Below are 13671 nucleotides of genomic sequence, written 5' to 3'. Positions count from 1 at the left end.
CATCCCGCCCGCCCTGCCCCTGCGGCGTCCGTGCGCGGGCGCTGCCCGGGGATGCACACTGGCGCCCTCTTCCCGTCTCGCGCCTGCCATGTCCTCGACCGCCGTTCCTGCGCAACACCCCGGCTATGCACTGATCACGGGCGCCTCGGCCGGCATCGGGGCCGAATTCGCCCGTCAGTACGCCGCGCGCGGCGTGCCGCTGATCCTCACCGCACGCCGCGCCGAACGGCTGCAGGCGCTGGCCACTGAACTGGGGACGCAGGTGGACGTGCAGGTGATCGCCGCCGACCTGGAGGATCCGGCCGCGCCGGCCCGGATCGCCGAGGAGATCGCGCGGCGCGGGCTGCGGGTCCAGGTGCTGGTCAACAACGCGGGCTACGGCGTGCCGGGCCGCTATCTCACGCGCGACTGGAGTGTGCATGCGCGTTTCATCCAGCTGATGGTGACCGCGCTGTGCGAGCTGACCTGGCGCCTGCTGCCGCAGATCGCCGCCAGTGGATCGGGGCGGATCGTCAATGTGGCCTCGTTCGCCGCGCTGGTGACCGGGGCCGACGGGCAGACACTGTATGCGCCGGCCAAGGCCTGGCTGGTGGCGATGAGTCAGTCGCTGTCGCTGGAGTATGCCGACCGCGGCGTGCGGGTCTGCGCGCTGTGCCCGGGCTTTACCTGGTCGGAATTCCACGATGTCACGGGCACGCGCGAGCAGATGTCGCGCCTGCCCCGGTGGATCTGGCTGAGTGCCCAGGAGGTCGTGCGCGAAGGCATCGCGGGTGTGGAGCGCGGCCAGGTGCTGGTGATCCCGGGCTGGCGCTGGCGGCTGCTGTACCACGTGGTACGCCACCTGCCGCAATCCTGGCTGCTGGCGCTGATGGCGCGGAGCTCGCGCAAGGTGCGTGCGCAGGTTTGAGGCTTTCGCGCACCCGGCCTCACTTCAAGCGCTTCTCACAGCGGCTCGTGCGTTCCGGCGCTCGAGCGGGAGCGTTCCGGCTTCGGAGGGGCGGCGGTCCGGCGGGCGGTATCCGCTTTTCCATCGTTCAGGGCATCCTGCCCTGCCTTGAGGCGCTCGGCTTGCTGCCTGACTCTTCGCGACCACCGCCCGCCGGCCCGCTTGCCTTGCGCGTAGCGTCTGAAGGCCTCCACCTGTAGAGCGGAGCTTGCTCCGCTGCGTTTGGGCCGGATCATCGGGAAAGCCCCAGCGGAGCAAGCTCCGCTCTACAAGTAGGCCGCGACGTGATGGGGGAGAGAGAGTCGCTCCCACAGAAGCGTGACGCGCTGTCCCGACTAAGCGTCAACCGGTTAGGGCTGACTAGCCCAGGAGCCGTGCGCGTCGGCGACGCGGCTCACTTCAGCTTGATCTCGCGCAGGCGCTCGTCCAGGTAGTCCTGGGCAGTGATGGCCTGGGGATAGCGCTTGGGGTTGTCCGGGGTGATCGTCGAAGGCAGCACGTCGATCAGGAAGTCCGGATTGGGGTGCAGGAAGAACGGCACCGAATAGCGCGGCTTGCGCGCCTCCTCGCCCGGCGGGTTGGTGACCCGGTGCGTGGTGGAGGGATACACGTGGTTGGTCAGGCGCTGCAGCATGTCGCCGATGTTGACCACGATGGTGTCCGCGTCGCTGGTGAAGGGCACCCACTGGCCCTCACGCGACTTCACTTCCAGGCCGGCGGCGCTGGCGCCGACCAGCAGCGTGATCAGGTTGATGTCCTCGTGCGCGCCGGCGCGCACGTTCGGGATGTCGTCGCTGGTGATCGGCGGATAGTGGATCGGGCGCAGGATCGAGTTGCCCGCATCGGTCTTGTCGGCGAAGTAGTCCTCCGGCAGGCCGATGTGCAGCGCCAGCGCGGCCAGCACGTGGCTGCCCAGCGCATCGAGCTGCCGGTACAGGCCGTAGGCGTGCTCGCGGAAGTTGGGCACCTCGTCCGGCCACAGGTTGGCGGGCATGACGCCGGCGTACTTGGAGTCGGCGGGGAGTTCGCGGCCGACGTGCCAGAACTCCTTGAGGTCGAAGTGCTTGGAATCCTTGGCCGTCTCCACGCCGAAGGCGGTGTAGCCGCGCGCGCCACCGATGCCGGGCACGCGGTACTTCAGCTTGGCCTCGTCCGGCAGCGCGAAGAAGTTCTTGAACACCTCGTAGGCCGCGTCGATGTCGGCCTGCGGGATGCCGTGGTTGCGGATGCCGGCGAAGCCCCACTCTCGATAGGCGGCGCCCAGTTCGGCCACGAACGCCTCGCGGTCGGCGGCGCTGACGGGCGAGATGAAGCGGGCGATGTCGAGAGTGGGAATGGCGCTGCTCATGGGCAAACCGGAAGGCGAACGTGGCCGTCCAGTTTATCGCCTCGGGCCCTAACGCAGCAGCAGGTACAGGGCCCAGAGCGTGAGCGCCTTGACGACGGCCACGCCCAGGGCGATCAGCACTTTCTCATGCCGCGGCACGCACCGCCCCGGCCAGGGTGTCCAGCGTGGCCTGCATCAGCGCGTCGTCGTCGGCTTCCACCGTCACGCGCACCACCGGCTCGGTGCCGGACGGGCGCAGGAACGCGCGCCCGCGCCCGGCCACGGCGGCCTGGGCCTGCTGAAGCGCGGTCTGGACGGTCTGCGCCTCGACCACGGCCCTGGCGGCCACGCCGTCCAGGCGCACGTTGGTAGTGCGCTGCGGCAGCATGGTCAGGCCGGCCAGGGCCTGGTCCAGGCGGCGGCCGGTGCGGTGCAGGACTTCCAGCACCTGCAGCGCGCTGACGATGCCATCGCCGGTGTTGGCCCGGTCCAGGCACAGGATGTGGCCGGAGGCCTCGCCGCCGAGCACGCCGCCGCCATCGACCAGGGCCTGGTGCACATAGCGGTCGCCGACCTTGGCGCGGGTGAAGGCGATGCCCTGCTCGCCCAGCGCCTGCTCCAGCCCGTAGTTGGTCATCAGCGTGCCGACCACCGCGCCATGCAGGCGCCCGGACCGCTTCCAGTCGCTGGCCAGCACGTACAGCAGGCCGTCGCCATCGATCACGCGGCCATGGCCATCGACGAACAGCACGCGGTCGCCGTCGCCGTCGAAGGCGATGCCCAGGTCGGCGCCGGACAGCACCACGCGCCGGGCCAGGCCCTCGGGATGGGTCGAACCGACGCCGTCGTTGATGTTCAGGCCGTTGGGCGCATCGCCGATGACCTCCACGCGCGCGCCGAGTTCGCGCAGCACGATCGGCGCGACCTGGTAGGTGGCACCGTTGGCGCAGTCGACCACGATCTTCATGCCGGTCAGGTCGAACTCGCGCGGGACCGAGTTCTTGCAGCTTTCCACGTAGCGGCCGACCGCGTCGCGGGTGCGCACGGCCTTGCCCAGGGCCTCGGAGGCCACGGTGCGGAACGGCTGGTCCAGCGCGGCCTCGATCGCAAGCTCGGTGGCGTCGTCGAGCTTCTCGCCCTCGGCGGAGAAGAACTTGATGCCGTTGTCGTAATGCGGGTTGTGCGAGGCGGAGATGACGATGCCGCCGGAGGCGCGCAGCGCACGGGTCAGGTGCGAGACGGCCGGCGTGGGCATCGGCCCCATCAGCTGCACGTCCACGCCGGCGGCGACCAGCCCGGCCTCGAGCGCGGCCTCGAACATGTAGTTGGAGATGCGCGTGTCCTTGCCGATGATCACCACCGGCTTGCCCGCGCCGGCGCGGCGCACGCGCGCAGCCAGGGCGTGGCCGTAGGCATTGCCCAGGCGCAGCATGAAGTCGGCCGAGATCGGTCCCTGGCCGACGCGCCCGCGGATCCCGTCGGTGCCGAAGTACTTCCGGCTGGCGACCATCAGGCGACCTCGGGTTCGACCGGCCGGGTCTGCTTCATCATCAGCGCGCACAGATCGGCCAGGCGGTCGCGCAGTTCGCGACGGTCGCAGATCTGGTCGATGGCGCCGTGGTCGAGCAGGAACTCGGAGCGCTGGAAGCCCTCCGGCAGCGTCTCGCGCACGGTCTGCTCGATCACGCGCGGGCCGGCGAAGCCGATCAGCGCCTTGGGCTCGGCGATGTTGATGTCGCCCAGCATGGCGAAGCTGGCCGACACGCCGCCGGTGGTGGGATGGGTCAGCACCGAGATGTACGGCAGGCCGGCCGCGCGCAGGCGCCCCAGCGCGGCTGAAGTCTTGGCCATCTGCAGCAGCGAGAACAGGCTCTCCTGCATGCGCGCGCCGCCCGAGGCCGAGAAGCACACGAACGGGCAGCCCAGCTCCAGCGCCTTCTCCGCGCCCAGGGTGAAGCGCTCGCCCACCACCGAACCCATCGAGCCGCCCATGTAGGCGAAATCGAAGGCGCTGGCGACCAGCGCGCGACCCTTGACCTGGCCCTGCAGGGTGATCAGCGCGTCGCGCTCGCCGGTGGCCTTCTGCGCGGCCTTGATCCGGTCGGAGTACTTCTTCTGGTCACGGAACTTGAGCACGTCGGTCGGGCCCAGCGCCGCGCCCAGCTCGGTGGTGCTGCCGGCGTCGAACAGCGCCGCCAGCCGCGCGCGGGCGCGGATGGCCATGTGGTGGCCGCACTTGGGGCAGACCTCGAGGTTTTCCTCGAGCTCGGGCCGGTACAGCACCGCGCCGCAGTTGTCGCACTTCTCCCAGAGCCCCTCGGGGACGCTGCGCTTGGGTTTGCGGGTCGCCGCGTCGGTGCGGATGCCCGAGGGCATCAGTTTGCTCAGCCAGCTCATGCGTGTTTGAAAACCTGGTACGGCGCGCCCCGGGGGCGCGGGATCAAGCGCGGCAGTTTAGCCCAGCGCCTGATCCAGCGCCTCACGTAGCGGCCGCAGGAAGGTTCCGGCCAGTTCAGCTGCCTGTGCCGGGTTTTGCGCCGCAGCAATGGTCTCGACCAGGGCGCTGCCGACCACGACCCCGTCGGCCGCCGGCGCCATGGCCGCCGCGCTGGCCGCGTCCTTGATGCCGAAGCCCACCACCACCGGCACGCTGGCGGCCGCACGCAGGGTGCGCAGGCGCTCGCCGGCGGCCTGGGTATCCAGCCGGTCCGAGGCGCCGGTCACGCCGGCGAAGCTGACGTAGTACAGATAGCCCTGGCCCTGTTCGCACAGCAGCGCCATGCGCTCGGGGCTGGTGGTCGGCGCCGCCAGGGCGATCAGCTGCAGGCCGTAGGCATTGAAGGTGGCGCGGGTCTGGGCCGCCTCTTCCGGCGGCAGGTCGACCAGCAGCGCGCCGTCCACGCCGGCCTCGGTGGCCTCGCGCGCGAAGCGCTCGGCGCCGTGGATCTCGACCGGATTGAGGTAGCCCATCAGCACCACCGGCGTGGTCGCATCGGTCTGGCGAAACGCGCGCACCACCTCGAGCACGAAACGCAAACCGGCCCCGCGCCCCAGCGCGCGCTCGGAGCTGCGCTGGATGGTCGGGCCATCGGCCATCGGATCGGAGAACGGCACGCCCAGCTCGATCACGTCGGCGCCAGCGGCGACCAGCGCGTGCATGACCGGCACGGTCGCCTCCAGCGAGGGATCGCCGGCGGTGATGAACGGGACCAGCGCCTTGCGCCCCTCGGCCTTGCGCGCGGCCAGCGCGGTGTCCAGGCGGTTCATTCGGGCTGGCTGTCGCGCGAGGCCTGCTCGGCCTGCTGGGCGGCGGCGTAGGCGACGGCCAGCTCCGAGGCGCCCACGTCCACGCCGCGCTCGGCGCCGAGGATGTCCAGGTGCTCGTTGAGCATGCGCCGGTACAGGCCGGTCATGTAGTCCAGGAAGCCCTGGCGCGACTCGGCCGGGCTCGGCTCCACCGTCAGGTAGACGTGCGCGTTGTAGCGGGCCACGCCGTAGAGCGCGGCGAAGCTGGTGCGCTTGCTGCCGTGGATGCCGCCCTGGCGGTTGGCCAGCTGCACGAACTTGTTGACCACATCGAAGAACTGCGGGTCCAGCGGAGCGTCGATGCTCGGCGGCGCCTGGGTGTCGTCGGCCATGAGGAGGATTCCTTAGCGATTGCGAAGAGGGAAAGCGCGGCGCGGGCGCCGTCAGATCTGGATGTTCTCGCGCGCGGCGATGGTGTGCACATCCTTGTCGCCGCGGCCGGAGAGGTTGCACAGCACCAGCTGGTCGGACGGCAGATCGCGCGCCAGCTTGATCGCCTGGGCCACGGCGTGGCTGGATTCCAGCGCCGCCAGGATGCCCTCGGTGCGCGCCAGGGTGTGGAACGCGGCCAGCGCCTCCTCGTCGGTGATGCCCAGGTACGTGGCACGGCCCGAGTCGGCCAGGAAGGCGTGCTCCGGGCCCACGCCCGGGTAGTCCAGGCCGGCGGAGATCGAATGGGTCTCGATGATCTGGCCGTCGTCGTCGCACAGCACGTAGGTGCGGTTGCCGTGCAGCACGCCGACCCGCCCGCCGGCGATGGAGGCCGCGTGGCGGCCGGTCTCCAGGCCATCGCCGGCCGGCTCGGCGCCGTAGAGGCGCACGTTCGCATCGTTGAGGAAGGCGTGGAAGATGCCGATGGCGTTGCTGCCGCCGCCGACGCAGGCGGTGATCGCATCGGGCAGGCGGCCGAACTGTTCGAGCATCTGCGCGCGCGCCTCGCGGCCGACGATGGCGTTGAAGTCGCGCACCATGCGCGGATACGGGTCGGGGCCGGCGACGGTGCCGATGATGTAGAAGGTGTCGGCCACGTTGGTCACCCAGTCGCGCATGGCTTCGTTGAGCGCGTCCTTGAGCGTGGCCGAGCCGCTGGTCACCGGCACCACGGTGGCGCCGAGCAGGCGCATGCGGTAGACGTTGGCCTTCTGCCGCTCGATGTCGGTGGAACCCATGTAGACCACGCATTCCAGCCCCAGGCGCGCGGCCACGGTGGCGCTGGCCACGCCGTGCTGGCCGGCGCCGGTCTCGGCGATGATCCGGGTCTTGCCCATGCGGCTGGCCAGCAGGGCCTGGCCGATGGCGTTGTTGATCTTGTGCGCGCCGGTGTGGTTGAGGTCCTCGCGCTTGAGCAAGATCTGCGCGCCGCCCACCTCGCGGCTCAGGCGCCGGGCGTGGTAGATCGGGCTGGGGCGGCCCACGTAGTGCTTGAGGTCGTCGTAGAACGCGTCGGTGAAGGCCGGATCGGCGCGGGCCGTGTCGTAGGCGGCGGCCAGTTCCTGCAGTGGCCCGATCAGGGTCTCGGCGACGAAGCGCCCGCCGTGGCGGCCGAAGTGTCCGGCGGCGTCGGGATAGGCGTGGAAGTCACGGATGGCGGGAGCGGACATGGGGGCACCGGCATTGAACGAAGGCCGCCATCCTAGCCCAGCGGGACGGGTGGCAATAGCGATAAGATCGCCGCGACCTGTCAGGAAATCTCACACATGGCCTCCCCTGCCCTGCCCCCGCTGGGCGCGCTGCGCGCCTTCGAGGCCGCGGCCCGGCTGGAAAGCGTCAGCCGCGCCGCCGACGAGCTGCATGTGACCCACGGTGCGGTCAGCCGGCAGATCCGGGCGCTGGAGGACGCGCTGGGCCAGCCGTTGTTCGACCGCGTCGGGCGCGGCCTGGTGCTGACCCCCGCCGGCCGCCGCCTGCGCGACGCCTGCGGCCAGGCCTTCACGCAGCTGGGCCAGGCCTGGCGCGAACTGCGGCGCGGGCCGGCCGGCGACACGCTGGTGCTGGGCTGTTCGGCCAGCGTCCTGGCGCGCTGGGTGATTCCCCGGCTGGAACGCATGCAGCAGGCGCTGCCCGGCGTATCGCTGCACTTCTCCGCGCAGGAATCGCCGGACCGCGCCCTGGGCGAGGTCGACGCCCTGCTGCTGCTCGGCCAGGCGCCCTGGCCGGCCGGCTGGCAGGTGGCCGAACTGGCCGGCGAGACGATCGGGCCGGTCGTGGGCGCGCGCTATCCCGGCCTGCCGGCGCTGCAGGCCCAGCCGCCCACGGCGCTGCTGGGCGAGCGCCTGCTGCACACCGCCTCGCGCCCGCAGGCCTGGCCGCAGTGGGCCGCCGCGCACGGGCTGGATCCGCAGGCGCTGCAGTACGGCGAAGGCTTCCCACACCTGTACTACCTGCTCGAGGCGGCCGCCTCGGGGCTCGGCGTGGCCATCGCGCCGCGGCCGCTGGTAGACGCAGACCTGGCCAGCGGCCGGCTGCTGGCGCCGTGGGGATTCACGCCCACGCCGGGGCGCTGGGCGCTTTGCTCGGCGGCCGGGCGCAGCGATCCGCGCCTGACGCGGCTGGCGGGCTGGCTGCGCGGGGAACTCGGCGCTGCCGGGCCTACCTGAGCCGCCGGCGTTACTCGGCCACCGCCACCACTTCCTCTTCGGCATCGGCCACGAACTGCCCGCCCGCCTCCAACTGGGCGAACAGGCCGCCCTGGGCGACCAGCGCGTCGAAGCGGCCCTGCTCGACGATCTCCCCGTCCTTCATCACCAGGATCAGGTCGGCATTGCGCACGGTGCTCAGGCGGTGGGCGATGACGAAGGTGGTGCGATCGCGCGTGAGCCGGTTGAGGGCGCGCTGGATGCGCGCCTCGGTGGCGTTGTCCAGCGCACTGGTGGCCTCGTCCAGGATCAGGATCGGCGCGTTCTTCAGCATCGCCCGGGCGATGGACAGGCGCTGGCGCTCGCCACCGGACAGCGACACGCCGCGCTCGGCCACCAGGGTCGAATAGCCCTCCGGCTTGACCACCACGAAGTTGTGCGCCTCGGCCGCGCGCGCGGCCTCCTCCATCTCCAGCGCGCTGGCGTCCGGCTTGCCCACGCGCAGGTTGTCGGCCACCGAGCGGTACAGCAGGCCCGGGTCCTGGAACACCACGGCGATGTGCTCGCGCAGCGAGGTCAGCTTGACCGTGCGGATGTCGATGCCGTCGATGGTGATCCGGCCGCGGTCCGGGTCGTAGGCGCGATAGAGCAGGCTCAGCGCGGTCGACTTGCCCGCCCCGGTCGGCCCGACCAGGGCCACGGTGCTGCCGGCGGCGGCGGTGAAGTTCAGCGCGCGCAGCGCCGGGTGCGAGGCGTCGTAGCCGAAGGACACGTCCTCGAAGCGCACCTCGCCGCGCACCTTGTCCGGCAGCGGCGGCGCCTTGGGATCCTCCTTGACCGTGGCATCGGTATCGAGCACGGCGAAGAAGTCGCTCAGCGACGGCGTCTGGAAGAACAGGTTGGAGATGAAGCCGGCGAAGGCCTCCAGCCGCCCGATCTGCAGCAGCGCGAAGTTGACGAAGGTGACGATGCCGCCGACGGTCACCTCGCCCTTGGCGTTGAGCTGCGCACCGAGGGCGAAGATCGCCACGATGGTCAGCGTGGAGGCCGCGCGGTTGGCCACCGACAGCCAGGCCCAGCCGCGCAGCACCGGGTACTGCGCGTCCAGCGCGCGCCGGGACATTTCACGGATAGCCTCGACCTCGGCCTGCAGGCGCGTATAGACCTGCACCACCGGCACGTTGCCCAGCACGTCGCCGGCGCGCTCGGAGATGGCGCTGTGCAGCTGCTCGATCTGGCCCTGCGCGCGATGCGTGCGGCGCATGGCGATGGCGTTGAAGGTGGCGAAGGTCACCATCAGCCCGACCATCAGCAGGCCGAGCTTCCAGTTGACGTACAGCGACCAGGGGATCATCAGCAGGATCGACAGCAGCGTGGTCAGGTGGTCGCGGAAGAACCCCAGCCACAGGCCGAACAGGTTGTTGCTGCCGGTATGCATGATGCGCAGCAGCCGGCCGGTGTGGTGCTGGCCGTGATACGACAGCGGCAGCGCGATGGCGTGCTCGAAGTACTGGGCGATCACCGCCAGCCGGCGTCGATGCGCCAGGCGGTCGGCGAACAGCGAGACGAACACGCCGGCGGCGATGCCGCCGAAGCCCACCCCAGCCCACATGGCGATGTAGTGCCAGGCGCTGCGTCCCTTGCCCTGCGCGGCCAGCGCATCGATGACCTTGCCGAACAGCACCGGCTCCAGGAAGGCCACGCCGGACAGGGCCAGATTGGCCAGGACCAGGGTCACGGCGAGCCGTTTCTCGGGCGCGAGCAACTGCAGCACGCGCAGATAGACACGCCACAACGACATGCGCAGTTCTCCGGTCGGTCTCACGGCCAGTGTAGGGGCGGCCCGCGTGCAGGGTCCATCAATGCTGTCGCGATCGCGCGCTCAAGGCGCGCGATGCGAACGGTTCGAAGCCCTGGCTACGCCGCGGCGCTGGCGCCGCGCACCTGCGCGACGAAACGCCGCATCGCCTCGGCATCCTTGATGCCAGGCGCCGACTCGATGCCGCTGGACACGTCCACGCCCCAGGGCCGCACGCGACGCACCGCCTCGGCGACGTTGTCGGCGTTGAGGCCGCCGGCCAGCAGACACGGCGTGCCCACATCGCCCGGCCACAGCGTCCAGTCGAAGGACTTGCCGGTGCCGCCGCCCTGCCCTGGGGCATGGCTGTCGAGCACGAAGCCCGCCGCGGACGGCCAGGCCTGCAGCGCGGCGCGCGCCTGCCGGGCATCGGTCACGCCGGTCATCGCCACGGCCTTGAGGAACGGAAGCCCGAAGGACGCACAGAAGGCGTCGTCCTCGCCGCCATGGAACTGCAGCACGTCCGGCGCCACCGCGTCGATGATCGCCTCGACCTGCGCGCGCGGCGCATCGCGCACCAGGACCACCGCGGCCACCTCCGCCGGCACCAGCGCGCGCAGCGCGGCGCCTTGTTCGAGCGTCAGCTGGCGCGGGCCGCCGCCGTAGATGAGGCCGATGTAGTCCACGCCCAGCTCCACCGCCAGGCGCACGTCCTGGGGGCGGGTCATGCCGCAGAGCTTGATGCGGGTACGCATGGGCGAGGAGTGAGCGGAGAGGAGTGAGCAGTGGGCGTGCGTCGGCAGGATACGGCACGCCTGGGGCGGCCGCTCATCGCTCACGCCTCGCGCAAGGTCACTTCATCCGGCAGGCCCCAGCCGGCCGGATACAGCGGGCCGACGAACACCAGGCCCTGCGGCGGCGCGGTCGGGCCGGCCAGGGTGCGGTCGCGTCCGGCCAGCAGCTCGGCGACCCAGCCCTCGGGCCGTTCGCCGCGGCCGACCAGCAGCAGCGAGCCCACGATGTTGCGCACCATGTGATGCAGAAACGCATTGGCCTGCACCTCCACGATCACCTGCTCGCCCTGGCGGGTGACCGCGATGGACTGCAGCTCGCGCATCGGGTGGCGGGCCTGGCAGTGCACGGTGCGGAAGGCGGAGAAGTCGTTCTCGCCCAGCAGCGCCTGCGCGGCGCGATGCATGGCCGCCGCGTCCAGCGGCAGGCGCTCCCATGACAGCAGCTGGCGGCCCAGCGCCGGGCGCACCGCGCGGTTCAGCAGCACATAGCGATAGCGGCGCGCGCGCGCCGAGAAGCGGGCGTGGAAGTCCTCGGCCACCGGCACGCACCAGCGCACGCAGATCGATGGCGGCAGGTTGGCCGTGGCGCCCAGCGTCCAGCCGCGCGGCGCGCGCACCACCTCGGTGTCGAAGTGCACCACCTGGCACTGGCCGTGCACGCCGGCGTCGGTGCGGCCGGCGCAGACCGTGTCGATGGGCGCGTTGGCCACGGCCGCCAGCGCCGCCTCCAGGGTGGACTGCACGCTGGGCGTGTGCACGGGCGCGCCGGGCTTCTCCAGCCGCTGCCAGCCCTGGAAGTCGCCGCCGTCGTATTCGACGCCAAGCGCGTAGCGCATCGCCTGCAGTCCGCCTTGCGCGTCGATCAGCCCAGCGCGCGCAGCAGGCGGCCGGCTTCCTCGCGGGCGTGCGGATCGTCGCTGGCGCTGACCTGCTGCAGCAGCGCACGCGCCGCCTCGGTGTCGCCCAGGTCCAGATAGGCGATGGCCAGCTCCAGGCGCTCACGCCCGCTGGCGGCCGGCGGCGCGATCGGCACGACCGGCTCGGACGGTGCCGGTGCGGGCACCGGCGTCGGCCGGGCCACCGGGCGCGGCTGGGTGGCCGTGGAGATCGGCACCACGGTGGACGGCACGCGCGTGGCGGTCGGATGCGGGCCGTCGACGGTGTGCCAGGTCGGCTTGGCGGTGGCGCTCAGCCAGGCCGGCGAGGACGGCGCCGGCTGGGGCGTGTCCACCGGACCTGGGCGGGATTCGCCACCGACATAGACCGGCGTGTAGCGAGGCGCGGCGGGTTCGGATTCGGGCTCGGGGGCCGGCACCTGGACCGGCGGCGCCTGCGGTGCGAGGTCTACTTCAGCCACCGGCTCGGCCGGCGCCGGATCCTGCGCCGGGGCGTCGAGCGGGCCGCGGTAGACCGGCGCCGGACGCGGCGCGCGGCGACCGCGCAGGCCGACCCAGGCCAGCAGCCCGCCCACGACCAGCGCCAGGCCGATCCACCACCAGGCCGGCGCGCCGGCGGCGGCCGCGCCCTGGCTGTCGGCCAGGCGCTTCTGCGCGGCGGCCAGGTCGCTGTCTTTCATCGCGATCAGCTTGGCCTGCTGGTCCTTGAGCTTCTCCAGGTCGGCCACGCGGGTCTTGAGTTCATCGACCTCGGCGCTGCGCGCGGCCAGATCCTCGCGGGTCTGCCGAAGCTGTTGTTCTGCCAGCATGTCTCCCTCGCCTCCGGCGTGGGTGCCGGATGTGGTGCCCGCGCGCCGCGTGGCGTTGGCCACGGGCGGGGCGATTTCCAGTCGTGCGTCGGCCGCGCGCGCCGGCTTGGCGGCGCCGGCGGCCAGTGGTGCGGTGGGCGCGTTGCCGGCCGGCTGCGGCACCGGCGCGCGCACCTGGCGCCAGTCCGAGATCTGCCGGCGCACCATCGCCGAGGCCTCCGCGGCGGCCAGCGCGGCGGTCTCCTCGGCGCTGGGCATGCGCAGCGTGGCGCCGGCGCGCAGGCGGTTGATGTTGTTGCCGATGAAGGCCTCGGGGTTGGCCTGCAGCAGCGCGATCATGGTCTGGTCCAGCGTGCCGGACTGCTGCAGTTCGCGCGCGATCTGCGACAGGGTCTGCCCGCGGGCGACGGTGACCGTGCCGGACGCGGCGGCCTGCGGCGCGGCGATCGTCGGCTCGGCGCGCGGCACCGCGACCGGCTGCGGCGCGGGCTCCGGCGGCGGCGGAGCCGGCGCTGCGGCCACGGCTGGCGATGGCGTGGCTTCGGCCTGCGGCTCGGGCGCGGCCGGGGCCTGGGCGACCTCGGCCGGCAGCTGCTCGGCCCGCGACGGGGGCGGCGCGATCCGGTCCGACGGCACCGGGGCCGGCGCCTGGATCTGCGGCTGTCCGGCGGCGGCGACCGCGCCGGGGGCGCCGACCAGCGCCGAGTACTCGCGCACCAGGCGGCCCTGGCCCCAGTCCACCTCGATCAGGAAGTTCACCGCCGGCATGTCGACCGGCGCGGCGCTGGTCACGCGGATGACCGGCTTGCCATCGCTGGACATCGCCACGGCGAAGTCGAGCTGGCTGACCAGCCCGCTCGGGCGCGCCAATCCGACGCGTTCGAAGATGACCGGCGAGGCCAGGCGCGCGCGCAGCTGCTCCAGCTCGCCGGGCTCGCTGGAAATGACCGGAATCTCGGCCAGCAGCGGCTGGCCGGGTTGCGACATGACCCGGATCTCGCCCAGGCCCAATGCGCAGGCCGCATGGCTGGCGGCCAGCAAGGCCAGCGCCAGCGCACTGCGTGCGGCGGGTTTGAAGAAGGCCTGTTTCAAGGACATCCCCTGTGGAACACCGCCGCGACTATAGAGCGTTTGGCCCGCGCTTGCCCCTGCCGGGCTCGGCCAGGCGCAGAGGAGCAAGCGAGAACCACGAGCGAGAAGGCCCGCAACGGGCCATCTC

The 13671-nt window shown here is 71.9% G+C and carries 12 protein-coding genes; 2 read left to right on the top strand and 10 right to left on the bottom strand.

The features are described from left to right. The first annotated feature begins 88 nt into the window (after window positions 1-88). Window positions 89-907, top strand: coding sequence for an SDR family NAD(P)-dependent oxidoreductase (locus MWN52_RS07955; RefSeq protein ID WP_286577383.1), 819 nt, complete (start codon window positions 89-91; stop codon window positions 905-907). 433 nt (window positions 908-1340) lie between these two features. Here the strand turns inward: MWN52_RS07955 and MWN52_RS07950 are convergent, their stop codons facing one another. From MWN52_RS07950 to trpB, 6 genes are all read right to left on the bottom strand, one after another. Further along, on the bottom strand, window positions 1341-2294 hold the full coding sequence (locus MWN52_RS07950; RefSeq protein WP_130522225.1) for an isopenicillin N synthase family dioxygenase: 954 nt from the start codon (window positions 2292-2294) through the stop codon (window positions 1341-1343). Window positions 2295-2418: 124 nt separating this feature from the next. Then, complete coding sequence (gene glmM / locus MWN52_RS07945; protein ID WP_130534064.1) at window positions 2419-3783, bottom strand: phosphoglucosamine mutase; 1365 nt, start codon at window positions 3781-3783, stop codon at window positions 2419-2421. Further along, complete coding sequence (accD, locus tag MWN52_RS07940; RefSeq protein ID WP_130518839.1) at window positions 3783-4670, bottom strand: acetyl-CoA carboxylase, carboxyltransferase subunit beta; 888 nt, start codon at window positions 4668-4670, stop codon at window positions 3783-3785. The genes glmM and accD overlap by 1 nt, the downstream gene beginning before the upstream one ends. Before the next feature lie 57 nt (window positions 4671-4727). Continuing rightward, window positions 4728-5540, bottom strand: a complete 813-nt coding sequence (gene trpA, locus MWN52_RS07935; RefSeq protein WP_286577381.1) for a tryptophan synthase subunit alpha — start codon at window positions 5538-5540, stop codon at window positions 4728-4730. Continuing rightward, complete coding sequence (locus MWN52_RS07930; RefSeq protein WP_286577380.1) at window positions 5537-5911, bottom strand: DUF3144 domain-containing protein; 375 nt, start codon at window positions 5909-5911, stop codon at window positions 5537-5539. The genes trpA and MWN52_RS07930 overlap by 4 nt, the downstream gene beginning before the upstream one ends. 51 nt (window positions 5912-5962) lie before the next feature. Next, complete coding sequence (trpB, locus tag MWN52_RS07925; RefSeq protein WP_130518845.1) at window positions 5963-7180, bottom strand: tryptophan synthase subunit beta; 1218 nt, start codon at window positions 7178-7180, stop codon at window positions 5963-5965. Between the two features lie 96 nt (window positions 7181-7276). Between trpB and MWN52_RS07920 the strand changes: the two genes are divergently transcribed. Beyond that, window positions 7277-8176 (top strand): LysR family transcriptional regulator, encoded by a 900-nt coding sequence (locus tag MWN52_RS07920; RefSeq protein ID WP_286577378.1) that lies wholly within the window; start codon window positions 7277-7279, stop codon window positions 8174-8176. Between the two features lie 10 nt (window positions 8177-8186). On the opposite strand, the gene MWN52_RS07915 is transcribed toward MWN52_RS07920, so the two are convergent. From MWN52_RS07915 to MWN52_RS07900, 4 genes are all read right to left on the bottom strand, one after another. Beyond that, entirely contained in the window at window positions 8187-9956 is a 1770-nt protein-coding gene (locus tag MWN52_RS07915; RefSeq protein ID WP_130518849.1) for a glucan ABC transporter ATP-binding protein/ permease, read from the bottom strand. 116 nt (window positions 9957-10072) lie between these two features. Further along, on the bottom strand, window positions 10073-10708 hold the full coding sequence (locus MWN52_RS07910) for a phosphoribosylanthranilate isomerase (protein ID WP_130522218.1): 636 nt from the start codon (window positions 10706-10708) through the stop codon (window positions 10073-10075). A gap of 80 nt (window positions 10709-10788) precedes the next feature. Beyond that, window positions 10789-11583: a tRNA pseudouridine(38-40) synthase TruA gene (gene truA, locus MWN52_RS07905; RefSeq protein WP_286577377.1), complete on the bottom strand. Its 795-nt coding sequence runs from the start codon at window positions 11581-11583 to the stop codon at window positions 10789-10791. A 26-nt stretch (window positions 11584-11609) separates the two neighbouring features. Then, window positions 11610-13544 (bottom strand): motility hub landmark protein FimV, encoded by a 1935-nt coding sequence (locus MWN52_RS07900; RefSeq protein ID WP_286577376.1) that lies wholly within the window; start codon window positions 13542-13544, stop codon window positions 11610-11612. Window positions 13545-13671: the final 127 nt, after the last annotated feature.

It is taken from the genome of Pseudoxanthomonas winnipegensis (genome assembly GCF_030322905.1).
In the GTDB taxonomy this organism is placed as follows: Bacteria; Pseudomonadota; Gammaproteobacteria; order Xanthomonadales; family Xanthomonadaceae; genus Pseudoxanthomonas_A; species Pseudoxanthomonas_A winnipegensis.
This window is presented reverse-complemented; position numbering and strand designations above follow the sequence as displayed.